The organism is Phyllobacterium sp. P30BS-XVII (assembly GCF_014138335.1).
GTDB classification, from domain to species: Bacteria; Pseudomonadota; Alphaproteobacteria; order Rhizobiales; family Rhizobiaceae; genus Phyllobacterium; species Phyllobacterium meliloti.
This window is the reverse complement of the sequence record NZ_JACGXO010000005.1, coordinates 66,385-91,177: the sequence shown is the minus strand read 5'-3', so window position 1 is coordinate 91,177 and position 24,793 is coordinate 66,385. Positions and strand designations below refer to the sequence as shown.

General features: G+C 55.7%; 22 protein-coding genes. 10 read left to right on the top strand and 12 right to left on the bottom strand.

The genetic code is table 11. The features are described 5' to 3' along the window. Positions 1-50: 50 nt before the first annotated feature. Positions 51-467: a helix-turn-helix domain-containing protein gene (locus FHW17_RS15075; protein ID WP_182510244.1), complete on the bottom strand. Its 417-nt coding sequence runs from the start codon at positions 465-467 to the stop codon at positions 51-53. Between the two features lie 148 nt (positions 468-615). Between FHW17_RS15075 and FHW17_RS15070 the strand changes: the two genes are divergently transcribed. Together FHW17_RS15070 and FHW17_RS15065 are read left to right on the top strand one after the other, a co-directional pair. After that, entirely contained in the window at positions 616-1,257 is a 642-nt protein-coding gene (locus FHW17_RS15070) for an NAD(P)-dependent oxidoreductase (RefSeq protein ID WP_112528558.1), read from the top strand. Between the two features lie 184 nt (positions 1,258-1,441). Further along, on the top strand, positions 1,442-1,675 hold the full coding sequence (locus FHW17_RS15065; protein ID WP_182510243.1) for a hypothetical protein: 234 nt from the start codon (positions 1,442-1,444) through the stop codon (positions 1,673-1,675). Here the strand turns inward: FHW17_RS15065 and FHW17_RS15060 are convergent, their stop codons facing one another. Next, positions 1,676-2,047 carry a hypothetical protein gene (locus FHW17_RS15060; protein ID WP_182510242.1) on the bottom strand — a complete coding sequence of 124 codons (372 nt, stop codon included), beginning with the start codon at positions 2,045-2,047 and terminating at the stop codon, positions 1,676-1,678. It abuts the gene before it with no gap. 212 nt (positions 2,048-2,259) lie between these two features. On the opposite strand from FHW17_RS15060, the gene FHW17_RS15055 reads away from it, so the two are divergent. Further along, on the top strand, positions 2,260-3,321 hold the full coding sequence (locus FHW17_RS15055) for an LLM class flavin-dependent oxidoreductase (RefSeq protein ID WP_113095687.1): 1,062 nt from the start codon (positions 2,260-2,262) through the stop codon (positions 3,319-3,321). Positions 3,322-3,357: 36 nt separating this feature from the next. On the opposite strand, the gene murI is transcribed toward FHW17_RS15055, so the two are convergent. After that, positions 3,358-4,158 carry a glutamate racemase gene (murI, locus tag FHW17_RS15050; protein WP_112525127.1) on the bottom strand — a complete coding sequence of 267 codons (801 nt, stop codon included), beginning with the start codon at positions 4,156-4,158 and terminating at the stop codon, positions 3,358-3,360. Continuing rightward, positions 4,151-5,011: an RNA methyltransferase gene (locus tag FHW17_RS15045; RefSeq protein WP_112525247.1), complete on the bottom strand. Its 861-nt coding sequence runs from the start codon at positions 5,009-5,011 to the stop codon at positions 4,151-4,153. Before FHW17_RS15045 ends, murI begins: the two co-directional genes overlap by 8 nt. Before the next feature lie 416 nt (positions 5,012-5,427). Here FHW17_RS15045 and FHW17_RS15040 point away from each other — a divergent pair, with 416 nt between their 5' ends. Next, the gene (locus tag FHW17_RS15040; RefSeq protein ID WP_091877553.1) at positions 5,428-6,642 is read left to right on the top strand and encodes an NADP-dependent isocitrate dehydrogenase; all 1,215 of its coding nucleotides are present in this window, start codon (positions 5,428-5,430) and stop codon (positions 6,640-6,642) included. A gap of 211 nt (positions 6,643-6,853) precedes the next feature. Further along, the gene (locus FHW17_RS15035; protein ID WP_112525129.1) at positions 6,854-7,444 is read left to right on the top strand and encodes a histidine phosphatase family protein; all 591 of its coding nucleotides are present in this window, start codon (positions 6,854-6,856) and stop codon (positions 7,442-7,444) included. Between the two features lie 538 nt (positions 7,445-7,982). On the opposite strand, the gene FHW17_RS15030 is transcribed toward FHW17_RS15035, so the two are convergent. The 3 genes from FHW17_RS15030 to recA form a co-directional block, all read right to left on the bottom strand. Next, positions 7,983-8,591, bottom strand: a complete 609-nt coding sequence (locus FHW17_RS15030; protein ID WP_182510241.1) for a hypothetical protein — start codon at positions 8,589-8,591, stop codon at positions 7,983-7,985. Between the two features lie 1,053 nt (positions 8,592-9,644). Further along, positions 9,645-12,302: an alanine--tRNA ligase gene (gene alaS, locus FHW17_RS15025; protein WP_182510240.1), complete on the bottom strand. Its 2,658-nt coding sequence runs from the start codon at positions 12,300-12,302 to the stop codon at positions 9,645-9,647. 348 nt (positions 12,303-12,650) lie between these two features. Next, on the bottom strand, positions 12,651-13,745 hold the full coding sequence (gene recA, locus FHW17_RS15020) for a recombinase RecA (RefSeq protein ID WP_112525135.1): 1,095 nt from the start codon (positions 13,743-13,745) through the stop codon (positions 12,651-12,653). A gap of 317 nt (positions 13,746-14,062) precedes the next feature. Between recA and FHW17_RS15015 the strand changes: the two genes are divergently transcribed. Both FHW17_RS15015 and FHW17_RS15010 read left to right on the top strand, forming a co-directional pair. Continuing rightward, positions 14,063-15,013, top strand: coding sequence for a carbohydrate kinase family protein (locus FHW17_RS15015; protein ID WP_182510239.1), 951 nt, complete (start codon positions 14,063-14,065; stop codon positions 15,011-15,013). Between the two features lie 37 nt (positions 15,014-15,050). After that, the gene (locus FHW17_RS15010; RefSeq protein WP_182510238.1) at positions 15,051-15,974 is read left to right on the top strand and encodes a pseudouridine-5'-phosphate glycosidase; all 924 of its coding nucleotides are present in this window, start codon (positions 15,051-15,053) and stop codon (positions 15,972-15,974) included. Here FHW17_RS15010 and FHW17_RS15005 read toward each other — a convergent pair. Next, positions 15,967-16,626: an OmpA family protein gene (locus FHW17_RS15005; RefSeq protein WP_091877567.1), complete on the bottom strand. Its 660-nt coding sequence runs from the start codon at positions 16,624-16,626 to the stop codon at positions 15,967-15,969. The genes FHW17_RS15010 and FHW17_RS15005 overlap by 8 nt on opposite strands. A gap of 71 nt (positions 16,627-16,697) precedes the next feature. Beyond that, positions 16,698-17,222, bottom strand: a complete 525-nt coding sequence (locus FHW17_RS15000; RefSeq protein WP_113095660.1) for a GNAT family N-acetyltransferase — start codon at positions 17,220-17,222, stop codon at positions 16,698-16,700. Positions 17,223-17,542: 320 nt separating this feature from the next. Here FHW17_RS15000 and FHW17_RS14995 point away from each other — a divergent pair, with 320 nt between their 5' ends. Continuing rightward, positions 17,543-18,256 (top strand): SDR family oxidoreductase, encoded by a 714-nt coding sequence (locus FHW17_RS14995; RefSeq protein ID WP_112525143.1) that lies wholly within the window; start codon positions 17,543-17,545, stop codon positions 18,254-18,256. 321 nt (positions 18,257-18,577) lie between these two features. Here the strand turns inward: FHW17_RS14995 and FHW17_RS14990 are convergent, their stop codons facing one another. Further along, complete coding sequence (locus tag FHW17_RS14990) at positions 18,578-19,273, bottom strand: winged helix-turn-helix domain-containing protein (protein ID WP_182510237.1); 696 nt, start codon at positions 19,271-19,273, stop codon at positions 18,578-18,580. Between the two features lie 108 nt (positions 19,274-19,381). Further along, entirely contained in the window at positions 19,382-21,970 is a 2,589-nt protein-coding gene (locus FHW17_RS14985; protein ID WP_182510236.1) for a PAS domain-containing sensor histidine kinase, read from the bottom strand. 338 nt (positions 21,971-22,308) lie between these two features. Here FHW17_RS14985 and FHW17_RS25365 point away from each other — a divergent pair, with 338 nt between their 5' ends. Next, the gene (locus FHW17_RS25365; RefSeq protein ID WP_182510235.1) at positions 22,309-23,388 is read left to right on the top strand and encodes a flagellar biosynthetic protein FliO; all 1,080 of its coding nucleotides are present in this window, start codon (positions 22,309-22,311) and stop codon (positions 23,386-23,388) included. 71 nt (positions 23,389-23,459) lie between these two features. Here FHW17_RS25365 and dksA read toward each other — a convergent pair whose 3' ends face one another. Next, a complete protein-coding gene (dksA, locus tag FHW17_RS14975) occupies positions 23,460-23,876 on the bottom strand; it encodes an RNA polymerase-binding protein DksA (RefSeq protein ID WP_091877580.1) in 417 nt (138 codons plus the stop codon). Positions 23,877-24,249: 373 nt separating this feature from the next. Between dksA and FHW17_RS14970 the strand changes: the two genes are divergently transcribed. Then, positions 24,250-24,765: a histidine phosphatase family protein gene (locus tag FHW17_RS14970; RefSeq protein ID WP_182510234.1), complete on the top strand. Its 516-nt coding sequence runs from the start codon at positions 24,250-24,252 to the stop codon at positions 24,763-24,765. Positions 24,766-24,793 lie beyond the last annotated feature (28 nt).

The window sequence follows — 24,793 nt, the reverse complement described above, 5'->3', positions numbered from 1 at the left end:
GGTTGTTATGTCGAACCACACACCACGAACTTCGCATCACCCTTTGCAGATCACCCCTCCTGCACCTCATCAAACACCTTGCGGGCTTGACGCAGATGATCGCGGTTTTTCACTGCCCAATCCCCGAGCGCACCGACCGGAACGGCAATCGAATGGCCAATCGATGTCAGCGCATATGTAACCTCAGGTGGAGACGATGGTTTGACCGTGCGCAATACCAGGCCGTCACGCTCCAGCGAACGAAGCGTCACCGTCAGCATGCGCTGCGAAATCCCCTCGACCATCCGGCGCAGTACATTGAACCGGCGCGGCCCGCCCTGAAGATTGATGATCACCAGCAGGCTCCAGCTGTCGCCGACAATATCCAGCACCTCGCGCATCGGGCAGGCACCGGCGCCATCAGCCACCATAGCTGCCGATGTGGACAGCAGGGGCACATCGCCATCGGGTTTTGAATGAATGCTCATCTCATGGTCCTCATCATTTTCAGGGGTGGTTACTTCCATGTTCCCTGAAACGGAAAAAGTGCGTTCTTCACAGGACGCGGCTTCTAGCATAGATGGTTATTAATAGTAACCAGAAAACAATCCGTACCCTCGCATATAGGAGATCAACATGAAAATCGCACTCATCGGCGCCACAGGCTTCGTTGGCAAGGAACTTTTGAAGGAAGCGGTATCGCGCGGCCATAGCGTGACTGCGCTGGTTCGCAATGTCGACAAGGTGGAAAAACTCGATGGCGTGAAGGCAGTCAAGGTCGACGTGCTTGATGCTGCTGACCTTACCGCAAAGCTTGGTGGCAGCGACATTGTTCTGTCCGCCTATAATCCGGGCTGGGGCGTTGATGACATTCAGGCCATTCACATCAAGGCGAGCAAGGCCATCACCGAAGCCACCAAAAAGGCTGGTATCAAACGCCTGATCGTTGTGGGCGGCGCTGGCAGCTTGTTCAATGCGGAAGGCAAGCAGTTTGTCGATGGTCCTGACTTTCCTGCGGAATGGAAGGAAGGCGCGCTCGGTGCTCGTCAGGCCCTCAACGACCTGAAGACTGAGAACGGCCTCGACTGGAGTTTTGTCTCACCACCCTTCGCTCTCGTGCCCGGCCCGCGCACTGGCACCTACCGGCTGGGCAAGGACAACCCGGTGTTCAACGCCGAAGGCCACAGCACGATCAGCGCATCTGATCTTGCTGTTGCGATTCTTGATGAAGCTGAAGCTGGAAAACACATCCAGCAGCGCTTCACTGTCGGCTACTGATAGCTCTGGCACTGATCGCCGGTCCTCGGGTTAAACCCGAGGATGACGGAGGGGGTGCAAGAGAGTCAAGTTCTGCGACGTTGGTGGTCAACATTGCAACCCACCCATCTCCCTCATCCTGAAAGCTTTCACCCCCCTCTGTCCTGTCGGACATCTCCCCCACAAGGGGGGAGATCACATTGGCATGAACGCCTTTGCACAACTGGAAACGTTTCAAATTGTGCAAGATAGCAGTGATCTCCCCCCTTGTGGGGAGATGTCCGACAGGACAGAGGGGGGGGTGACTACATCCACCAACATTGCAGTTGCGGAATATCATTTCCCATTACCACGCCCGCTTTTGCGTCTGGCTATTGATGAGGTGGCAAAGACGGGCGATCCAAAGGGGAACGCGGAAGTCTTGGTATTGGTAGTGTAGTCATGCGTTCCCCGGATATTTTCCTGTTTGAGCCAAGAAAATAACCGGATCACCCGTCCCGATGACTGGTTTTACCCTTGTGAGATAAAACCGCTTCCCCTGCAGGGTTAACAGCCCCGCAGGTGAAATCACCGATCCTTTCCTGACTTCAGAAGGTTTCCGGAGCATTCCCGCCGGAAAGGACACCATCAGAATAAGTGAGCTGGGATGGTGTTGGATAAGTTGGCACAGTTTTTTGAAAATGGGTGGTTGCAGAACCATTGTCGCGCCCTTCGACAAGCTCAGGATGAGGGAGAGAGAGGATTGCAGGGAGTCAAGTTCTGCAACCTTTTGCACTGCAATCTCTGCGACTAGCATTGCAGCCAACACCATCCCTCATCCTGAGCCTGTCGAAGGGCGCGACAGTGGTTGTGCAACCCACGCATCTCCCTCGAACCACGAACCACGCACCACCAGCATTCACCCCCATAAACACCTCCCCATCCCGGTTTCCTTTTGGTGCCTTGGCAACCGGAATGTGCGTTCTTCACAAGCCCCCACCCCGTGCTTAACTAAGCGGCAACGGAAATACGAAGGTGAAGATCATGGAACTCGGCATCTATACATTTGCAGGCATGAGCCCTGACCCCACGAGCGGTGTTGCCATTGATGCGCATCAGCGCATGCTGAATCTGCTCGAGGAAATGGAACTGGCCGATCAGGTCGGTCTTGATGTTTTTGGCATTGGTGAACATCACCGGCCGGATTTCGTCATTTCAACGCCCGCTGTGGTTCTGGCCGCTGGTGCCGCACGTACGAAAAACATTCGCCTGACCAGCGCCGTCACGGTTTTAAGCTCCGAAGATCCGGTTCGCGTGTTTCAGGAATATGCGACGCTTGATCTCATCTCCTCGGGCCGCGCGGAAATCATGGCCGGGCGCGGTTCGTTCATCGAGTCCTTTCCGCTGTTCGGTTACGACCTCAATGATTATGACGAACTGTTCACCGAAAAGCTCGACCTGCTGCTGAAACTGCGGGCCAGCGAACGTGTGACGTGGAAAGGCAATCTGCGCGCGCCGATCAACAATCTCGGCGTCTATCCGCGTCCGGTGCAAAATCCCCTGCCCGTATGGATTGCTGTTGGCGGCACACCCGCTTCAGTCATTCGGGCCGGTACACTTGGTCTGCCGCTTGCGGTTGCAATCATCGGCGGTGAGCCGCATCGCTTTGCACCGCTGGTTGAACTTTACCGTGAGGCCGGCGCAAAAGCTGGCCACGCGCCTGAAGTGCTGAAGGTCAGCATCAATTCGCATGGCTATGTGGCCGAGACATCGCAGGCCGCAGCGGATGGCTATTGGCCGTCCTATGAGGTGGTAATGAACAAGATCGGGCGTGAACGTGGCTGGCCGCCGAGCAACCGGGCGCAGTTTGAAGCAGGCCGCACACCGCGCGGCGCGCTTCTGGTCGGATCACCGCAGGAGGTCATCGACAAGATCATGCTGCAGCATACCTACTTCAAGCATGACCGTTTCATGCTGCAGATCGATCTTGGCAGCCTGCCGCACAGGAACACGCTGAAGGCCATTGAGCTATACGGAACCAAGGTTGCCCCTGTCATCCGCAAGGAACTTGGTCAACCCGTGAAGGCCGAAGCAGCACTGGTATGAAAGACTGACAATGGCGGGGCTTCGGTTCCGCCATTATCACCCCATGGCAAGCCCAAAACCCTGCATCAGCCGGCGTGTTGAAAAATCGGGATTGCCCGATGTGAACACGGCAATATCGTCACCATGTTCAGGCTCGATACCCGTACCATTGGGCTTGAGCAGCGATAAAGTGCGGCGAGCAATCGCCTCAGCCGGATCGAGCCAATCCACGGGCCATGGTGCCAGTCGGCGAAACACATTGGCCAAAAACGGGTAATGCGTGCAGGCAAGCACGACAATATCGGTGCGCTTGCCATCCATCTCGACAAAACATGGGGCAATCTCAGCCAGTATGTCAGCATCATCAATATGATCGCCGCGAATATGCGCTTCGGCCATGCGTGCCAGATTCTGGCTGCCAACAAGCCGTACATGGCATTTCGTGGCAAAGGACTGGATAAGATCCCGCGTATAGGCGCGCTTCACGGTGCCGGGCGTTGCCAGCACCGAGATGAGGCCCGATGATGTGCGCTCGGCAGCCGGTTTGATCGCAGGCACTGTGCCAACGAAAGGCACTGATGGAAAGGTCAGGCGCAGATCATCCAGCACCAGTGTTGATGCGGTATTGCAGGGGATGATGACGATCTCAGGATCATATTTCGCAATAAACCCCTCGAACAGCCCGACGATGCGCTCACGCAGCGGCTCCTCATCCCAGTCACCATAGGGAAAACCGGCATCATCGGCGATATAGACAAAACGCCTGTCGGGGATGAGCACCCGCGCCTCGCGCAGCACGGTCAAACCGCCAATGCCGCTATCAAATGCAATGATTGGCCGGTCGGCTGTTTCACTCATCGCCTGATGTGTCCTCCTCGGGAGCGATAATCTTTTTCACAACCGGCTTTTCCCGCTTGCGCCCTTCAGGCGCGCCGGAACCGCGCGGCGTCTTCGGGCTGAAATAATCCAGCGAGACGACAACACCGCGCAATAGCCTCAACTCCGAGTCAGAAAATCCCGCCCGGGTCAAAACACCGCGCAGATTGTTGACCATGATTTCCTTGCGCGCCATCGGGCGGAAATAACCGCGCGCCTGCAAAGCATCTTCCAGATGATTGAAAAAGCCCTGCAGCTGTTCTTTTGGCGCAGGCTCAAGTTCGGGACCACGGAAGGCCGTGTCCGTTTCCTTCTCCAACCCGGATTTCATCCACTCATAAGACATGAGCAAAACCGCCTGTGCGATATTCAGCGACGAAAATGCCGGATTGACCGGAAATGTCACCAGCTCATCGGCAAGGCTGACTTCGTCATTATTGAGGCCGAAACGCTCGCGGCCAAAAAGAATCCCCGTCTTCTCACCCCGGTTAAAGCGCTGGCGCAATGTCTGTCCGGCTTCAACCGGTCCGCGCACCTGTTTGAACGCATCGCGCTCGCGCGCCGTGGTGGCATAGACGAAGTGCAGATCCTCGATCGCCGACGGCAGATCGTCATAGACCTTGGCAGCATCGATAATATGGTCGGCCCGGCTGGCAGCGGAGCGCGCCTTGTCATTGGGGAATTCCTCGCGTGGTTTAACGAGGCGTAGTTCCGCCAGACCGAAATTAGCCATGGCCCGCGCCACCATGCCGATATTTTCGGGCAATTGCGGCTCAACCAGTATGATTGCCGGTCCTTCGGCGATGAGCGTGCGCTGTCTGTCTGTACCTGCCATGATCAATCCATTGTGAACGCGCCCTCATACAACGCGCTTTTTCACGGGGCAATGCGGTGGTTTGATTGTGTGTGGGTGGGTGAGTGGTGGTTCGTGGTTCGTGGTTCGACAAAACAACCATGAGGGAGAGCGGAGATGCAACGATAATCGCAGAATGCGCAGAATTTAGTGCCCTCACCCTGAGCCTGTCGAAGGGCCTCATGGTGAGCTTGTCGAACCACGGACCACGAAGCCACGAACCAGCCCTCCACTTTTACCCCCCTCAAAAGCTCTCACCCGCATTATTCCGCATGGATTGCCATCAAAGCGTTAAAGCCTGTCTTTGCGTTCTCGTTTGCGAGTGCTATAGGGGCGCGAACCCTCAACGAAAACCGATGCTGGCATTCCCAGACCAGCAAAAAAGAGGCTGACTATTCATGGCAAAGATCAAGGTTGCAAACCCGGTTGTCGAGCTTGACGGCGACGAGATGACCCGCATCATCTGGCAATACATCAAAGAAAAGCTGATCCATCCCTATCTCGACATCGATCTGAAATATTACGATCTGGGCGTCGAGCACCGCGATGCAACCGATGATCAGGTGACCATCGATGCCGCCAATGCGATCAAGCAGTATGGCGTTGGCGTCAAATGCGCCACCATCACCCCGGATGAACAGCGCGTTGAGGAATTCGGCCTCAAGAAGATGTGGAAGTCGCCCAACGGCACCATCCGCAACATTCTCGGCGGCGTTATCTTCCGCGAACCGATCATTGCCAAGAACGTTCCCCGTCTTGTTCCGGGCTGGACCCAGCCGATCATCGTTGGCCGTCATGCTTTCGGCGATCAGTACCGCGCCACTGATTTCAAATTCCCCGGCAAGGGCAAGCTGTCGATCAAATTTGTCGGCGAAGATGGCAAGACGATTGAACACGAAGTTTATGACGCACCCGGCGCGGGCGTTGCCATGGCCATGTATAATCTGGATGATTCCATCCGTGATTTCGCCCATGCTTCGTTCAACTATGCCTATAATCGCGGCGTTCCCTGCTACCTCTCGACCAAGAACACCATCCTCAAGGCCTATGACGGCCGCTTCAAGGATATTTTCCAGGAAGTGTTCGATGCCGAATTCAAGGACAAGTTCGCCGAAAAGAAGATCACCTACGAGCATCGCCTGATCGATGACATGGTCGCCTCCGCATTGAAGTGGTCCGGCGGTTATGTCTGGGCCTGCAAGAACTATGACGGCGACGTCCAATCCGACATCGTGGCACAGGGCTTTGGCTCGCTCGGCCTGATGACCTCAGTGCTGATGACGCCGGATGGCAAGACGGTGGAAGCGGAAGCTGCCCACGGCACGGTGACGCGTCACTACCGCCAGCATCAGAAGGGCGAGGAAACCTCGACCAACTCCATTGCCTCCATCTTCGCCTGGACGCGTGGCCTCGCCCACCGCGCCAAGCTTGACGGCAACAAGGAACTGGAACGCTTCAGCCTGACACTGGAAAAGGTCTGCGTGGACACGGTTGAATCCGGTTTCATGACCAAGGATCTGGCACTGCTGATCGGCCCTGATCAGCCTTGGCTCTCGACAACAGGCTTCCTCGACAAGATCGATGAAAACCTGCAGAAGGCCATGGCTGCCTGATCAGGCAATCATTTCAGAACTGAAAAGCCCTGTCGAAAGATGGGGCTTTTTCTTGCTCTCCTCAAGAAACAAACAATCGCACTTTTGATCCCAACATCACATTCCCGATAGTGATCGAGTTTCGGCCCAAGCGATCGAACAGAAAAGATTTGAATGTTCAGAATGTTGCATGTGAAACGATTGTCATTTCGCAATAGGACATTTCGAGACAATGAATTCATTTCGCCACAAATCCATATATCTGGTTCGCCACGGAGAAACTGTCTGGAACAGTGTGGGACGCTTCCAAGGACAATTGAACTCTGCATTGACACAACGTGGCATTGAGCAGGCCGAACAAGTAGGAACGATTTTAGCCCAGGAAATCAAAGACTATTCGTTTCCCATCAATGTTCACATAAGTCCTTTGGGACGCGCCAGAGAAACTGCTTCTATCATTACAAGACATGTCGATTTACCCAGCCGTGAAGAACCGCGAATTTCCGAGGTAACCTTGGGGTCATGGGATGGAATGACGCACTACGAGATAGATACCGAATATCCCGGCCTGCTCACCGGCGCAGATGCTTTTGACTGGTATTTTCGATCTCCGGATGGCGAGACATTCGATTCTGCGTGCATCCGCGTGAAAGCGTGGCTGTCTGACCTATCAGTGTGCACAATTGCAATATCGCACGGGTTAACAGGACGGCTCATACGAGGCCTGTACCTTGGATTACCCATGCGCGAAATGCTTGAATTGCCTGTCCCGCAAAATGGCTTTTTCAAACTGCATGACGGCAGCGTGGAATTCATCGAATAGAAAGATTGATGGTCAAGAAGGCCATGACCGTCTGATCAGGCAATCATTTAAGAACTGAAAAGCCCTGTCGAAAGATGGGGCTCTTTCTTTGGATTGTGCTGTCTCCAAGTTCTTTGGGTTGTGCTGTCTCCAAGTCGGAGTTTTGGGCTTGGCTATTTGGCTCGGGATATCTGGCTCTGAGTATCTGGTGGCTGACAATTTGATTGGTTATTGTGATTGGGCCATTTGCCACTTCGTTTACTGCTTCCTGCGGCTTCAAACTGTTTACCACTTTGAGCTGCATTTGGGCTATCTGCTGCTGGCTGTCCGGGGCTTAAGCATTTGATATTAGCAACTTGAAATTGCCAATGGATGACATTGCCCAGGCTTGAGGTTGCCCATCCTTGCAATGAGCCATCGTTGCGATCAGCCGACTTTAACAGACATTACACCTCAACCGCCATAGTATGATGGACTTGACCGGACTAATTGCAAATGAGCCGACCGGACGCATTTCAACGATGCCCCGTCCCAGCGCGTCAGCACATCCCAATCACATTTATAGGGGAATTTCCCCCGCAGCATCAGTTTCCACCTCTCGATCAGATTCCGCCTTTGCTTGGTCAAATACCTCCTTTCCACTCGGTAGCCTGTTCGGCTTTGCCGCCGTAGAACAGGTGACCGGGCATCGTGGCAATTTCATCGTCGATTTCAGATCGAGCACCCGGCGAAAGGCATGGGCTGGTATCCGTCCGACAATTTTCCCGGCTTTCCCCGCCAGTTCAAAATCAAATCCCTTCGTAGCAGCGGCGACAAAGTCCGCTTCGTCCATCGAAACCACGCCCGTGTCTTCCCGCGTCGGTGAACACGGCAGGAGATAACAAGGCACCTTCGTGCTTAATCCCCCGGTAAACTGCAATTGCTTGCCATAACTCCATGCTTGCGAAATCATACTTTTACTCGGCCCGACATAGCGCGTCTTGAAACCATAACCCACCGTGGTCGAGTAAAATGGCTGGGCACTCAGCGACGTGAACACAGCGTAGTAAGCCATGACATCAGGTCCATAGGCCGTATCACTTGCCATATGCACGTCTTTGACCACTGTCGATGTCTGACAAGCAACAAGCATGACCGCGGCAAATAAAAGAGCAAGAACATCTTTCACAGCAGCTCACAAAATCAATAATCAAAACAGATACTCGAGATGTTAAGCAATACGCCTCTGAACCAATTTACAAACAAACCACTACGCACGCGCAACACACCTATCGCGTTATCGAAGCACTGTAAAATCATATCGAAAATAGGAGGAGATTCCAATTATACCATAGTATAATTGATAATGAATTCTGCATTCTGTATATTCAAGCTCAAGTGATGAATGAGGAAACGAGATCAGGATTCAGCCGCATTAAGATTTATACCCTCGATTGGCTCAAAACGCTCAAAACACCACTGGAAAGGGCATTACGGGAATTGGGTGCGCTTGATGCGAAATGGATAGGCCGCGCATTCGCAAAGAGATGCATATGAAAGCTGAGCGCTACATGAACTGGATTCCAGATGTCATGGCGTGGATATTCCGGATGTGTAGATGATGAAAAACTGATGTGTAGATGATGAAAAACTGATGTGTAGATAACGATGCTTAGACGATGGGCAGCGGCTTGATATCTCTATAGATAGTGACTTGAATCCCTCTTGCGGACGCTTGGTGCCTGTCGCGCACGACTGTTCCTGCGAACATCCGCGTTGCACATGAACCATCTTCTTGAGGGCGTCTGTTATCGGAGCGGATTGTCCTGCCGGATTTGCCGGAGTGGTTTTTGCGCGCGTTGGTTCGCAGCGCCACGATCCTTCGCCATAGGCCACACGCCGCCATGGGCTCGACGCCGCCAGCAAATCACAGGTTAAATCGCGCACCACCCGCGTATCGCGTATATCGTACCCACCCGCGTATATCGTACGCCACCGGTGCCAGCTCATACGTCGACAGGGTGTGCGGTGTCGCGACAATCAGCATTCGACAACAGCCGCAGTCGGCAATTCTTGGCAACTGCCGAGAGGCGGCCTACTGACAGGCGGTCTACCGACAGGTGGCTTGGGGAAGACTGAACCAGTCCAAACAAAACCAGTTCAATCTGTGGCCAATCCAATCCCGCCGCCAGTGCAATCCGACTGACGATACGAAAAGAGCCGCTCTAACAAACGAGCTGCGTTAGCCCGCCAAAGCGTCGCGCACGGCGATAATAGCAGCCTCAGCCTTGGTGCCATCGGGACCACCGGCCTGCGCCATGTCAGGACGGCCACCACCACCGGCACCGCCAAGTGCCGCAGAGGCAATCTTGACCAGGTCAACAGCGCTGAATTTGCCGACGAGATCATCAGTGACGCCAACAACAGCGCTGGCCTTGCCATCTTCCGAGACGCCGATAAAGGTCACGATGCCGGAGCCGACGGTCTTTTTGGCATCATCAGCCAACGGCTTCAGGTCGCGCGGGCTGACGCCAGTGACAACCTTGCCAATGAACCCGACGCCATTGACGGTTTCGGACTGGGCACCACCAGCATTGGAGCCACCAAGTGCCAATTGCTTGCGCGCTTCGGTCAATTCCCGTTCGAGCTTGCGGCGCTCATCCATCAGCGCAGTCACCCGCGACAATGCATCGGCGGGAGAGGATTTGAGCGCGCTGGCAATCGCCTTGACGCGTTCATCCTGCTCTTCAAGATAGCGGCGGGCCGCCTCGCCTGTCAGCGCTTCCATGCGGCGAACACCGGCAGCAACAGCGCTTTCCGAGACAATGCGGATCAGGCCGATATCGCCGGTTGCGCGCACATGCGTGCCGCCGCAAAGTTCGGTCGAATAGCTCTTGCCTGCCTTGTCGCCATGCAGCGCCGTGCCCATGGAGACAACCCGCACCTCATCGCCATATTTTTCGCCGAACAGCGCCATGGCGCCTTCCGCAATAGCATCATCCACCGCCATCAGGCGGGTGCTGACAGGTGCATTCTGCAGAACGATCTCGTTGGCAAGATCTTCGATAACAGCGAGTTCCTTGTCGGAAATCGGCTTCGGATGCGAGAAATCGAACCGCAGCCGATCCGGCGCCACCAGCGAACCCTTTTGCGCCACATGGGTGCCGAGCGTTTCGCGCAGTGCTTCGTGCAGAAGGTGCGTGGCCGAATGGTTGGAGCGGATACGCGTGCGACGTGCGCTATCAACCACCAGTTCAACCGGCGCATCCAGTTTCACTGTGCCCTTGACGACCTTGCCAAGATGCACGAACACACCATCATTCTTCTTTTGCGTATCGGTGACGACAACCGTAAAGCCATCGCCGGAAATGACGCCCGTATCGCCCTGCTGGCCACCGGATTCGCCATAAAACGGCGTCTGATTGACCACAATGGCAATGTTCTCGCCTTCCCCGGCGCTGTCGACCTGCGCGCCATCACGCACAAGCGCGGTGATGACACCTTCCGCTTTTTCCGTTTCGTAACCGAGGAATTCGGTCGCGCCGACCTTATCGCGCACCGCGAACCACACTGTTTCCGTCGCAGCATCGCCCGAACCGGACCAATGGGCGCGTGCTTCCGCCTTCTGGCGTTCCATCGCGGCAGCAAAAGCATCCGTATCAACAGCAATACCGCGCTGGCGCAATGCATCCTGTGTCAAATCAAGCGGGAAGCCGAATGTGTCATAGAGTTTGAATGCGGTCTCGCCATCAAGACGATCACCTTCGCCAAGCCCCTCTGTCGCATCGCTGAGGAGGCCAAGGCCGCGGTCGAGCGTCTTGCGGAATCGGGTTTCCTCAAGCTTCAATGTTTCCGAAATCAGAGCTTCCGCGCGGATAAGCTCCGGATAAGCCTGCCCCATTTCGCGGATCAGCGCCGGCAGCAGGCGCCACATCAGCGGCTCCTTCGCACCAAGCAACTGCGCATGGCGCATGGCGCGGCGCATGATCCGGCGCAACACATAGCCACGGCCTTCATTGGATGGCAGCACGCCGTCGGCAATGAGGAAGCTCGACGAGCGCAGATGATCGGCAATCACCCGGTGGCTGGCGCGGAATTTGCCTTCCGCCTTGACGCCGGTTGCATCTTCCGACGCACGGATCAACGCACGGAACAGATCAATGTCGTAATTGTCATGCTCACCCTGCAGCACCGCCGCAAGACGCTCCAGACCCATACCCGTATCAATCGACGGGCGTGGCAAATCAATGCGCTGTTCCTTGGTGATCTGCTCGAACTGCATGAACACCAGATTCCAGATCTCGATAAAGCGGTCGCCATCCTCATCGGCGCTGCCGGGAGGGCCGCCCCAGATATCTTCGCCGTGGTCGTAGAAAATCTCCGAGCACGGGCCGCAAGGTCCGGTATCGCCCATCGCCCAGAAATTATCACTGGTGGCAATGCGGATGATGCGATCCTCGGGAAGACCGGCAATCTTCTTCCAGAAACCAGCCGCCGCATCATCCGTATGATAGACAGTGACCAGCAGCTTATTCTTGTCGAGGCCGAATTCTTTGGTGATCAGGTTCCAGGCAAGGTTGATCGCCTCCTCCTTGAAATAATCGCCAAAGGAGAAATTGCCGAGCATTTCAAAAAAAGTGTGGTGGCGGGCTGTATAGCCGACATTATCAAGATCATTGTGCTTGCCACCGGCGCGCACGCATTTCTGCGACGTGGTGGCGCGGCTATAGGGGCGCTGCTCCAGACCGGTAAAAACATTCTTGAACTGAACCATGCCGGCATTGGTGAACATCAGCGTTGGGTCATTGCGCGGGACAAGCGGGCTCGACGCCACGATCTCATGGCCGTTCTTCTTGAAATAGTTCAGAAATGTCGACCGGATCTCGTTGACGCCACTCATGTGCATTGCCTTCTGACTTGTCTTAAACCAAAGCGGAATAACCCCTTATTGCATCAAAGGGGCAGAACGCAACGCTTGTAGCGAGGCCACCGCTGCCTGTCCAGAAAATCCGGGTGAGTTGGGGGCAAACATCAACAGGCACTCAGGGATAATAACAAATGCCACCCTTCCTCATGATGGTCGTTGTGAGGTTTTCGTGGAGTAAAATCTCTTTTGCATCGGCTATCGTGCGTGGTTGGACAAGCTCACCACGGACCACAAACACACCAGCCCTAAAAAGAAAAACCCGCATCCACAGCTGGATACGGGTTTTTACATTACAGACCAGAAACGGCCTGTCCCGGGAGATCAGCCTTCGGCGGCCTCGGGGCCGTCATTGTCTTCAATATCATCAGGGCCCTTGTCGAGCATCTGCTCGGCGATGAGACCGGCATTCTGGCGCAGGACCAGCTCGATCTCATTGGCCACTTCAGGGTTGTCCTTGAGGAAGATTTTGGCGTTGTCGCGGCCCTGCCCCAGACGCTGGGAATTGTAGGAGAACCACGAGCCGGATTTTTCAACGATGCCAGCTTTGACACCGAGATCAACCAGTTCGCCCGTCTTGGAAACGCCTTCACCATACATGATGTCGAATTCGACCTGCTTGAAGGGCGGTGCCAGCTTGTTCTTTACAACCTTGACGCGGGTCTGGTTGCCGACCACTTCGTCACGCTCTTTCAAGGCGCCGATACGGCGAATATCCAGACGAACCGAAGCATAGAACTTCAGCGCATTACCGCCTGTCGTGGTTTCAGGCGAACCGAACATCACGCCGATCTTCATGCGAATCTGGTTGATGAAGATAACCATGCAATTGGAGCGCGAAATCGAGGCGGTCAGCTTGCGCAGTGCCTGGCTCATCAGACGCGCCTGCAGGCCGGGGAGAGAATCGCCCATCTCACCTTCAATTTCCGCACGCGGGGTCAAAGCCGCCACGGAGTCAACGACCAGAACATCGATCGCACCGGAACGCACCAGCGTATCGGTGATTTCAAGCGCCTGCTCACCGGTATCGGGCTGCGAGATCAGGAGGTTTTCCAGATCCACACCCAGCTTACGGGCATAAACAGGATCGAGCGCATGTTCGGCGTCAACAAAGGCGCAGATGCCGCCCTTCTTCTGGGCTTCGGCAATCGTATGCAGCGCGAGTGTCGTCTTACCGGAACTTTCAGGCCCGTAAATCTCGACAATGCGGCCTTTCGGCAAACCACCAACGCCAAGGGCTATATCAAGCGAAAGCGATCCGGTCGAAACCGTTTCAATTTCCACAACCTGCTCATTGCGTCCAAGCCGCATGATCGAGCCCTTACCAAAGGCCCTCTCGATCTGGGACAATGCCGCATCCAGCGCTTTCGTTTTATCCACCGAATTACCCTCAACTAACCGCAAAGAATTTTGAGCCATAATACACTACCCCTGTACTATCCATGAAGTCCGGACGCTCCGGTCTATGAAGATATTTGTATCTGTTTTGTTCTCATTTTGCAATATGCATAACCAATTGAAAAATAATGATAACTCAAAAATGTTCTTAAAACGTTCTTGTAGGCAACTCCAATGCCTTGTCCACATATTCCTTGCCGCGAACCGGCGCTTACGCAGAAACAGCCCGATGAAAATTCGAATCGTTCTGATGATTGCGTAAGGCCACGGAGCAATTTAGAGAGGAACCAGACCAAGTGTCTTGCAACCGATCATTTTGTTCAGCAAAAGCCTTCACTATGACCCAGGACCAAATCCCGCTGCTTTTTGCTGTCGGCGGCGCCCATATGGACCGGCGCGGCCAGAGCAGCGTGCCCTTTATAGCGGGCGCTTCAAACCCCGGCGTGATGCGGGAGGAACCGGGCGGCGGCGTATTCAATGCGCTGCGCCTTGCCGTCAGGCGCGGCGTAAAGGCCGAGATGTTGTCGGTACGCGGCGGCGACCGGGTGGGCGATGTGATCAGTGCGGCGTTTGAAGCTGCCGGAATCAAAGACAGTTCCGCCGTGTTCATTGACCGGACAACCCCAAGTTACACGGCCATTCTGGATGAACGTGGCGATGTGGTTGCCGCCATTGCCGATATGGCGCTGTATGAACTTGCCCTGCCCCGGCAATTGCGTCGCCGCAAGGTGCGCGATTCCATTGAAGCAGCCGATGCGGTGTTCGGCGATGCCAATCTTCCTTCGGAAGGTTTGCAACGGCTGGCGGGTCTTGCCGGAGACAAGCCGCTCTATGCGCTGGCGATTTCACCGGCCAAGGCTGTGCGATTAAAACCAGTACTGGGCGATCTTGCCTGCCTGTTTCTCAACCGGCGTGAAGCGTTTGCGCTGACGGGGCTGGGCGCAGATGCAGGCCTGCCTGATCTTCATAAGGCTTTGAAAGCCGAAGGTCTGCGGGCAGCTGTTGTCAGCAATGGCGGCGAGGCTGCGCTTGTCTATACAAACGAGGATGCATTCTCGTTGCTCCCGCCTGAGATATCAGGAATTGCCGATGTAACCGGCGCGGGTGATGCGCTGGCGGGAGGCACCATTGCGGCGCTGATGCGCGGGCTTCCGCTTGAGGATGCCGTGCGCGAAGGCTTTGCCGCCTCGGCACTCACCTTGCAGACCCATTCGGCGACCCCTGTCTTCACCGCCAGAATTTTCGATACGGCACTTGCACATATCCCGGCACCAAGCCCGCTCGCATGAGCAGCTTTGCCGGATACGATCATACAAAGGAAGAACCATGAGCATTTCAGCCCTCAACCCGTTCACCGATATTGCTCCGGAAGTGCAGAAGGCGCTTGATGCCGGGCAGCCTGTCGTGGCGCTGGAAAGCACGATCATCACCCATGGCATGCCCTACCCTGACAATAGCCGCATGGCGGCGGATGTCGAAAGCATCATCCGTGAGGGTGGTGCCGTTCCTGCTACCATCGCCATCATTGATGGCCGGTTGAAGATCGGCATTTCAGCCGAGGAGCGCGAGGCATTGGCGCAGGTCAAAGGCGCCATGAAGCTGTCGCGCGCCGATCTTGCCTATGCCCTGTCGGAAGGCCGCACCGGCGGCACCACGGTTGCAGCAACTATGCTCGCTGCGCATCTCGCAGGCATCAAGGTGTTTGCAACGGGCGGCATTGGCGGCGTGCATAAGGGCGCCGAAACCAGCTTCGATATCTCAGCTGATCTCGAAGAACTGGGCCGCACGCCCGTCATCGTTGTTTCAGCCGGGGCCAAAGCGATTCTGGATATTGAAAAGACGCTGGAAGTGCTTGAAACCAAAGGCGTTCCGGTTGTGGTCTATGGCTCTGATGTTCTGCCAGCCTTCTGGTCGCGTCAGTCACCCATCAAAGCGCCGCTGCGCCTTGATACGCCTGATGCCATCGCAAAATTTCAGGCGACGCGCAGCGCCATCGGCGTCAATGGCGGCATGTTGATTGCCAATCCGATCCCAGCGGAGAGTGAAATTCCGGCTGAAATCATGGGCGGCTATATTCGCGAAGCTCTGGCGCGCGCCACAAAAAATGGCATTACGGGCAAGGCAGTAACGCCATATCTACTGTCGGAAATTCTCGATATCACCAAGGGCGAAAGCCTGAAGGCGAATATCGCGCTGGTGGAAAACAATGCGCGCCTTGCGGCACGCATTGCTGTTGCGCTGGTTAGCTAAGCGGCGAAATCTGCAGCTCGACGCGGCGGTTTTGCGACCGGCCAGCTTCCGAATTGTTGGAAGCGACAGGCTGGCTCATGCCGAAGCCGCGCACTGCAAAGCGCCGGTTGTCGATGCCCTGCTGGGTCAGATAGTTCGAAACGGAAAGCGCGCGGCGTTCAGACAGCAGCTGGTTGTACTGCTCGCCGCCGACATTGTCCGTATGGCCGTAAACATCGATGATGCTGCGGTCGAACTTGCGCAAGACAACTGCAACGGAATTGAGCGTTGCATAGAATTGCGGCTTCACCGCATCCTGATCCGTCGAGAACGTAATGTTCGATGGCATGTTCAGGATGATCTTGTCGCCAACGCGGGTCACGGATACCCCTGTACCCTGCAACTGGGCCCGCAATTCTGATTCCTGCCGGTCCATATAATTGCCGACCGCACCGCCCGCCAGCGCACCGATACCGGCACCGATCAATGCCGCGTTACGACCAGATTTGCCACCCCCGCCAACAGCAAGACCGCCCAGCGCGCCAACTGCTGCACCAATGGCAGCACCGCCAGCCGTATTCGATATTTTCTGCTCACCCGTATATGGATCGGTCGTGGTGCAACCGGCCAAGAACGTCGCGGCAAGACAGCCGATGGCAAACTTCTTGATCATAGAATCAGTACCCCGTTGGAAATGCGGGAAAATATACCAACGAATACGGCAAAATATGGAAAGAATACGGGCTAAATCGCCCGTATCCGCGCCATCGCCAGCGCATCGACAAACCGCCCATCCTTGAAGGCGTAATCGCGGTGAATTCCCTCGCGCTCAAAGCCGCATTTTTCATAGAGGCTGATGGCTCTGGAATTGTCCGTATAAACGGTCAGTTCGAGCCGCCGGATATTGAGCCAGTTATCAGCTGCATCAATCAGGGCATGCAGCAGCGCCTTGCCGATACCCCTTCCGGTGAAATCATCATGCACGCCGATGCCGATTCCAGCTGCATGGGCACGCCGTCCTGATGATGGTTGCAAGCCCGCATGGCCAACGATCTGCCCATCTATTTCAGCCGCAATGTTGATTGCACCGGGGATCGGGTTCTCCAACCATTTGCGCGTCACTTCAACGCTCTGAAATGGTAGACGCAACGTGCCAGCACGAAAGCCGGGTAAGCTGGTCAGGACATTGATCTGTTCAAAATCGCCGGGACGCGTGGCGCGGATCGACAATCCGTTGGCTTCAAGTGGTGGTGGGCTCTGGTCGTTCATGTCGCTCTCCTATTGATTGAGAAGAGCAACGGTCAGACCCTGCTCGCCTCATTGGCAGGGTCTGGTGAAAGATCGCGTCGACTTTAGCGCAATAGCTCTCCACCACCCCTGAAAAGGAGTGAGGTGGACATCACGATGGTCGAACGGTTGATCATGGGCAGCATCTTTCACCACAATATCAATGATTTCAAGAGGTCGTCGGATTCAAAACATCATCCCGGTTCAAAAATTTTGACCGATACGCCCGGCGAAATTCGTTTGCGCGCCGCCTGTTAATCAAAGATGCTCCCCAGCAGTTAAACGATAGAACAGGATTTCGCATGACCGACACTTCACAAGCACCCGTAGCAATCATCACCGGCGGCGGACGTGGCATGGGCGCAGGCATTGCCCGCGAATTGCACGCGCGTGGCTACCGCCTTGGCCTGATGTCACCTTCAGGCAGCGCTGTCGAACTGGCGGCAGAACTTGGCGCAATCGGCATCAAGGGATCAGCCGGGGAAGCCAAAGATCTGGAAACGCTGGTTGAAAAGACGGTTGAAGCCTATGGGCGCGTCGATGCGGTGGTCAACCACACGGGTCATCCGCCCAAGGGCGATCTGATCGATATCACCGATGAAAAATGGGCCATTGGCAATGATCTGATGGTGCTCAGCGTCGTGCGCATGGCGCGTCTGGTCACGCCTTACATGCTGAAACAGGGCAAAGGCTCGTGGGTCAACATCACCACGTTTGCGGCGTTTGAGCCAAGCCTCGTCTTCCCGGTATCCTGCGCCTATCGCGCTGCTGTCGGTGCCTATACGAAGCTTTATGCGGATCGCTATGCCGCCGACAATATCCGCATGAATGCGCTGCTTCCGGGTTTTATCGACAGTCTTGAGCACAAGCCCGGTACGGAAACCGGTATCCCCATGAAGCGCCTGGGAACCATGAACGAGATCGCCAAGACAACGGCATTCCTGCTTTCTGACGATGCGGGGTATATCACTGGTCAGAATATCCGCGTCGATGGCGGTATCACCAAACACGTTTAAGCGATGGATTGGGCAGCATTGGAGAGTGCTGCCCATGACTGTGCGTGTGTTGGAGCGTGTCCGTGGTTCGTGGTTCGACAAGCTCACCATGAGGGAGAGAGGTGATGCAACGATAATCGCAGAGATTACGGATCAAAAAGGCTCCAGATCACACAAATTGCAGATCATAACGGTTGCAAATCACAAAGGGTGCGGATCAAAAAGGTTGCAGCGCAGAGGGTGCAGAACCTGACTCCCTTTCATCCACACTCTCCCTCATGGTGAGCTTGTCGAACCACGAACCACGAACACGAACCACAACCACACACCACATCCCCTAACCTATATCAGATTGACACCAAGGGATTCACGCAAATGCCTCTGGCCATTGGGCGTCACTGACACCGCGCGGGTGCCCTCCACGCGTCTGATCCAGTCCTTGTCAAAACAATGGCTGCACAGCGCGGCACCAATGGCACCGGCCAGATGCGGGCGACGCTCGCTCCAGTCGAGACACGGGCGGCACAATATGCGCCCTTTTTTCCGGGTGATAGAGCCGACATCCATTCCCAGCCGGTCAAACAGCGACATGCCGCTATCCGTCAGTTCACCCGCATCAAGACCAAGGTCGAGATGGCCAGCCCCGACAAGTGCATCGGTGATGGAAACACCAAGCTTTCCCGCCAGATGATCGTAACAGGTGCGCCCTGCCCGCAAGGCTGCATCCTTTGGCCCGGTTCGTACAATTTTGGTGCTCGCAACGGGCGTTGCAACCTGCATGATGCTTTCAATCATCTGCGCAACTGCGGGTGATGCCAACCGGTGATAGCGATGCCTGCCCTGCTTTTCCACCTGTAGGAGCCCTGCTTCCGTCATACGCATCAGATGGCTGCTGGCGGTCTGTGCCGTGATACCGGCGAGATGCGCCAGTTCACTTGCCGTCAGCGCGCGGCCATCCATCAGACCGGTTAACATGCTGGCACGGCCGGGATCTCCGGCCAGCGCAGCAATTTCGGCAAATCTTGCAGTGTTTGACATGGCACTTTTCCGTGGTTGCATCCCGTTCATACTGGTGCATCCACGGCAAGAATGCTTCGAAAACGCTCGAACTATCAAGTGCTCCTGACATGGAGCAAAGCGTGCCGGTTACTCGCTTTCCAGCATCTCTTTGACCGATGTCGCCAGTTGCTTCAACGAGAACGGTTTTGGCAGGAAGCCGAACTTGGCATCCTCGGGCAGATTGCGGGCAAAGGCATCTTCCGCATAGCCGGAGACAAAGATGAACTTGATATCCCCGTATTCCTTGCGCAGCTCACGCAGCAGCGTCGGGCCGTCCATTTCAGGCATAACCACATCGGAAACAACAATATCGACCTTGCCGTCGAGTTCCTTCATGACCTCAAGCGCTTCAACGCCGCTGGAAGCCTCGTGGACCGTATAGCCGCGCGATTGCAGCGCGCGGACACCGCCCATGCGCACCGCATCCTCGTCCTCGACGAGAAGCACCGTTGCGGAACCCGAAAGATCAGTCGCCTTCTCGGCTTTCTTTTCCTTCTTCGGTGCTTCAACAGCAACAACTTCGCCCGCCTCGTTGAGGACAGGAGCTTCGACGTGGCGCGGCAGGAAGATGCGGAATGTCGTGCCCTTGCCGAGTTCGGATTCGCAATGGATCGAACCGCCAGTTTGTTTGATAATGCCATAGACCATGGAAAGGCCAAGGCCCGTGCCCTTGCCGACTTCCTTGGTGGTGAAGAACGGTTCGAAAATCTTTTCGATGACCTCGGGCGGCATACCTGTGCCGCTGTCCTTCACCTCGACCAGAACATAATCACCGGGCACAAGATCGCGGTAATTCAGCCCGGCGCTTTCGCTTTCATTCATGTTGCGCGTGCGGATCGTGAGATCGCCGCCCTCCGGCATCGCGTCGCGCGCATTGACGGTGAGATTGACCACCACCTGCTCGAACTGGCCAAGATCGGCACGCACCGGCCACAAGTCGCGGCCATGCTCGATCTTGAGGTTAACCTGCGTGCCCGCAAGCCGCGTCAGCAGCATGCGCACATCGGCAATAACGTCGGTGAGGTCAAGCACCTCAGGACGCAGCGTCTGGCGGCGCGAGAAGGCCAGCAACTGCCGCACCAGCGAGGCGGCGCGATTGGCATTCTGCTTGATGTTCATAATGTCGGCAAAAGACGGATCGGACGCCCGGTGATTGGTCAGCAACAGGTCCGATGACATGATGATGGCGGTCAGAACATTGTTGAAGTCGTGCGCGATACCGCCTGCAAGCTGGCCGACAGCCTGCATTTTCTGGCTCTGGGCCATGGTGGCTTCAAGCGCTTTCTGCTCGGTGGTTTCCACGACGGAAACAATTGCAGCCTCCTCAGCGCCCTCTTCCGAACCCGCGTCAAAGACCGGACTGATATAGAAGCGCAGATGGCGTTCCTCATGGCCGGGAATGACCGTATCGACAGGCGATATCTCGGCCTTGCCAGCAAAGGCAGCGGCAAGCGCCCGGTCGAAAGCCTCGCGGTCGCGTTCATGCACGACAGTCTCAAGCGGCGTGCGCCGATCGATGGCATCGCGGTCAACAACAGGTGAGAACAGGCCAAGGAAGCGCGCATTGGTGCGCAGGATCTTGCCCGAGGCGTCCACCGCGGCAATGGCCATGGAGGCGGAATTGAAAAAGCGGGTGAAGCGCACTTCGGCGGCGCGCAACGCAGCGGAATTGTCTTCGCCCTCAGCGCGATTCAGCACGATGGTACGGGTCGGACCGCGCTTGCCATCGCGCTGGGCCTGTACGCGGTGATAGAAGCGCACGGCGAGGCTTTGGCCGTTCGCCTTGGCAAGATCAAGATCAATGACCGTATTGCGGCTGGTGCCCGGCTCCGTCTTGACGGCATTGATCAGCGCCATGCCATTCCCGGCAACAATATCACGGACAGTCATCGAGCCCGGCGTAAACTTGGTCAGATCAACCCCGAGCCATTCGGCAAGCGTCGCATTGATGTAGATAATGCGCCCATCCGGGTCAGCCGAGAAGAAACCGGCCGGAGCATGGTCGAGGTGATCGATTGCTTCCTGAATATCCTGAAAATAGCGCTCCTGCTCGGCACGCTCGGTGGAAATATCCGCAATCTGCCAGGCAAAAACCGGCGCCGTCTGGCCCGGAATACCTGCAACCGCACGGGCTTTCACCCGGTACCAGGTTGGAACAGGCTCGCGTGCCGGATCAAGCGGACGCGACAGACGCAGCTCCTCCTGACCGGAAACACCGTCCCGCACCGCATTGGCAAGCCGGTAAATTGGATCGGAAGCTGCGCTTTCGCTGGAAAGAATATGCTCTATCGCTTGAACATCGCTTGAATTGGTAACGCCCGTCAGTTGGGCATAGGCCCGGTTGGCATAAACAATGCGGCCCTTCTGGTCGGTAACAACGGTTCCTTCAGGGAACGTATCCACAAACGCCCGTGTCAACTCATCGCTGGTGCCGCGCGGGGTAAACTGGATGACATTGATGGCCGACCCGAACAGATAAAACACGCCGGTCATGGCCAGTGTGCCGAGTAGACCGAGCAGGAATTGCTGGCCCAACTGGTCACGATAGATGAAATAGAGGATGGAAACGCCCACCAGCAGCACACCAAGGATGACAAGACGCAAGGCGGCTCTGGTCGACTTGGTATTGGCGATGATCGGCTCTGGATAAAGATCGTTGTTCGTCTCTTGAGACATGCGTCTCAAACCCCTTCTTTTCATCGCGGAAGCTGCCCGGGCAGGCCACAATATTCTGAACCGGCTGAGATCCGTATGATCAATGCCGGTTCCGATTCGTTTGGATCATATCTTTGATGTCGTATAAACCCCAAGCTTGCAGAAGTGACTATTATTCCACGATTTCGCGAAGCAATTGCGGCGTGAGATCAGCCGGGGTGAACCGATAGCCACAGGCGTGACCATGCATCAGGGTTGCAGCAAGCAAAAGCTGGCATTAGTGTCGCACAAAATTATACTCCGGGTTCCATGTCGGGGGACGTGCGTTTTGGACCGGGGTCTGTAAAGGAGAGTTCGTCATGAATAACTGGCTGGTCGGTATTGTCGGCGAAACCGCTGCCCCGATTGTCGGGTTCGTCCTGCTTTTCGCTTTGGTCATCGTCCTTTTGCTGCTGGTCTTTGCCGTCCTGCGGCGGGTAACTGGCGGAACCTTCGTGTCAGGCGGGCGCAACCGGCAGGTCCGCCTGTCTGTCACCGATGCTGCTGCTGTTGATAACCGGCGCCGGCTGGTGCTGGTGCGCCGCGATGATGTGGAACATCTGATCATGATCGGTGGCCCGAGCGATCTCGTCATCGAACAGAATATCCGGCAGTTCGCCAAGCCGCAGTCGCGTGTCGAACCGGCAGCGACCATCACTCCGGCAGAAGCAGAGCCAAAGGCCGAGACAAAGCCAGTTGAAGCGCCTCGCCCGCTGCCCGTTGCTCCCGTGCGTGTTTCACCGCCCATTACACACGCTGTCAGGCCCACCGCCCCTGCACAGGCTGCTGCACCGCATATTCCCGTTCGCCCGGCGGCTCCTGCCCAGCCTCCGGTTGCGCCGCGTGAAACACCACAGCCGGAGCAGCAGCGTCCGATTGCAGCGGCAGTGCCACTACCGCCCATTCCGCCTATGCAGCCCATCCCGCCGGTTGTTGCCGCTGCGGCGGCGGTCGTATCTGCTCCCGCCGCACAGGAACCGACAGAAGCCCCATCTCTGGGCGCACCGCAAAGAGACAATGGCTGGCAGCGCACGGCTTCACCTTCGTTTGGTACCGCCCAGCGCAGCGAACCGCACATAGATGCACTTCCCCATTTCGAAGAGACGCGCCCTGAACCAGCAGCAGCTGAAACCAGAACGACCACAGCCGCAGCTTTTCCGTTCTCCGTGCAGAACCTCAAGCCTGCTCAGGACGAGGCATCGCTGGATATCCTTGGACCAGCGAAACCGGAAGAGCCCGAGATCAATCTGGCTGACCTCAATTTCGACGATGCATTCGAATCCGATCTGGAAGGCGAATTGCATGTCACGCCCGATGAAGAGCCCCGCAAGGAGCCCGGTAATATCGAGGACGAAATGGAACGTCTGCTCGACGACCTCTCCAAGCCTGAGAAACGCTGATTGGTCATACCCCCTAAACAATAAAAAGCCCGGAATTTTCCGGGCTTTTTATTTGGTTCATTGAGATCGCATCAATCGTCGCGGTAAACTTTCTCGCGTCGCTCGTGACGTTCCTGCGCCTCAATGGAAAGTGTAGCAATTGGACGTGCGTCCAGACGCTTCAGACTGATCGGATCACCGGTCTCCTCACAAAACCCGTATGTCCCGTCGTCGATCCGCTGCAAGGCAGCATCGATCTTGGAGATCAGCTTGCGCTGGCGATCACGCGCCCGCAATTCGATGGCACGGTCAGTTTCTGACGACGCACGATCAGCGATATCTGGCAGGTTCGCATTTTCCTGCTGCAGGATTTCAAGCGTTTCGCGCGCCTCCCGCAGAATGTCATTCTTCCAGTTGATTAGTTTTTCACGAAAATAGGATTTCTGCCGATCACTCATGAAAGGCTCGTCATCCGTGGGCTTATAGTCAAGATCGATAAGTTTATTCATCTTTGAATCACCCTGCACCTATGAGACGCGAGGAGGCCTATATAGGTTGTGTCACAAGGCGGCACAACTACAAAACGACAGGCAAGAGCGGGATTCGAATAACGCCATTTTGCTTAAATAATCGGCAAATAATTTGCCAAATACAGTGTCTTTGAACCCAAAAAAGCGGAAATTGCGCCGAAATCACCGCTAATCCGCGGTTTTAATGGCCCGACCTGCATGACGCAATTTGGCTATTGCCTCACAGAAATGCAGCCCGCCCATAAATAAGACAGGCCGGTTTTGCACAATTATTTGAGAATTGCGTCATTTGTCGCAGAGGTTTATCCGTTATTTGTGTCCTAAAAGGAACAATGACACCTTGGAGTTAAAGATGAGCCAGGTCTATTTACTCCGACATGCCAAAGCAGTCTGGCCGTCTCCGGGACAGAAAGACTTTGACCGGACACTCGATTCATCAGGTGTTGAATCGGCAACTGTTCTCGGCGAAGAGATGAAGCGGGCCGGATTGAAGCCGGATATCATTATCTGCTCGACGGCGGTGCGCGCCCGTCAGACACTCGAACATATCAATTTGAAAGCGCGTCTGGTTCAGGAAGAACTGGAAAAGCTCTATTCCGGCACGGCAGACAATTACCTGATGGCCATCCGCATGGCTGGGCTAGAGCACGAAAGTGCCGGCTCTGTCATGCTGGTCGGCCACAATCCGATGATGGAAGATGTGGCCATTGCCCTTGCCGGACGCGGCGATCCCCCTGCTCACCCCACCTTTGCCGCCGGTTTTCCAACGGCTGGGCTTGCCGTGATCAATTTTGGTAGTCCATTGGCGGAAATCCGTCCGGGAACTGGTACGCTGGCGGCGTTTCTTTCGCCTTCCGAACACCTCTGAAAAAAGCCAACTTCTTGTCATTAGACGT

Bases quoted from the DNA above. Each gene is read 5' to 3' on its own strand.
- FHW17_RS14970 (WP_182510234.1), top strand. From the start codon at position 24,250: ATGAGCCAGGTCTATTTACTCCGACATGCCAAAGCAGTCTGGCCGTCT.
- FHW17_RS15015 (WP_182510239.1), top strand. From the start codon at position 14,063: ATGACCCAGGACCAAATCCCGCTGCTTTTTGCTGTCGGCGGCGCCCAT.
- FHW17_RS14995 (WP_112525143.1), top strand. From the start codon at position 17,543: ATGACCGACACTTCACAAGCACCCGTAGCAATCATCACCGGCGGCGGA.
- murI (WP_112525127.1), bottom strand. From the start codon at position 4,158: ATGAGTGAAACAGCCGACCGGCCAATCATTGCATTTGATAGCGGCATT.
- FHW17_RS15040 (WP_091877553.1), top strand. From the start codon at position 5,428: ATGGCAAAGATCAAGGTTGCAAACCCGGTTGTCGAGCTTGACGGCGAC.
- FHW17_RS15010 (WP_182510238.1), top strand. From the start codon at position 15,051: ATGAGCATTTCAGCCCTCAACCCGTTCACCGATATTGCTCCGGAAGTG.
- FHW17_RS15055 (WP_113095687.1), top strand. From the start codon at position 2,260: ATGGAACTCGGCATCTATACATTTGCAGGCATGAGCCCTGACCCCACG.
- dksA (WP_091877580.1), bottom strand. From the start codon at position 23,876: ATGAATAAACTTATCGATCTTGACTATAAGCCCACGGATGACGAGCCT.
- FHW17_RS14990 (WP_182510237.1), bottom strand. From the start codon at position 19,273: ATGTCAAACACTGCAAGATTTGCCGAAATTGCTGCGCTGGCCGGAGAT.
- FHW17_RS15070 (WP_112528558.1), top strand. From the start codon at position 616: ATGAAAATCGCACTCATCGGCGCCACAGGCTTCGTTGGCAAGGAACTT.
- FHW17_RS15000 (WP_113095660.1), bottom strand. From the start codon at position 17,222: ATGAACGACCAGAGCCCACCACCACTTGAAGCCAACGGATTGTCGATC.
- alaS (WP_182510240.1), bottom strand. From the start codon at position 12,302: ATGAGTGGCGTCAACGAGATCCGGTCGACATTTCTGAACTATTTCAAG.
- FHW17_RS15060 (WP_182510242.1), bottom strand. From the start codon at position 2,047: ATGGTGTTGGCTGCAATGCTAGTCGCAGAGATTGCAGTGCAAAAGGTT.
- FHW17_RS15035 (WP_112525129.1), top strand. From the start codon at position 6,854: ATGAATTCATTTCGCCACAAATCCATATATCTGGTTCGCCACGGAGAA.
- FHW17_RS15065 (WP_182510243.1), top strand. From the start codon at position 1,442: ATGAACGCCTTTGCACAACTGGAAACGTTTCAAATTGTGCAAGATAGC.
- FHW17_RS25365 (WP_182510235.1), top strand. From the start codon at position 22,309: ATGAATAACTGGCTGGTCGGTATTGTCGGCGAAACCGCTGCCCCGATT.
- FHW17_RS15005 (WP_091877567.1), bottom strand. From the start codon at position 16,626: ATGATCAAGAAGTTTGCCATCGGCTGTCTTGCCGCGACGTTCTTGGCC.
- FHW17_RS14985 (WP_182510236.1), bottom strand. From the start codon at position 21,970: ATGTCTCAAGAGACGAACAACGATCTTTATCCAGAGCCGATCATCGCC.
- FHW17_RS15075 (WP_182510244.1), bottom strand. From the start codon at position 467: ATGAGCATTCATTCAAAACCCGATGGCGATGTGCCCCTGCTGTCCACA.
- recA (WP_112525135.1), bottom strand. From the start codon at position 13,745: ATGGCTCAAAATTCTTTGCGGTTAGTTGAGGGTAATTCGGTGGATAAA.
- FHW17_RS15045 (WP_112525247.1), bottom strand. From the start codon at position 5,011: ATGGCAGGTACAGACAGACAGCGCACGCTCATCGCCGAAGGACCGGCA.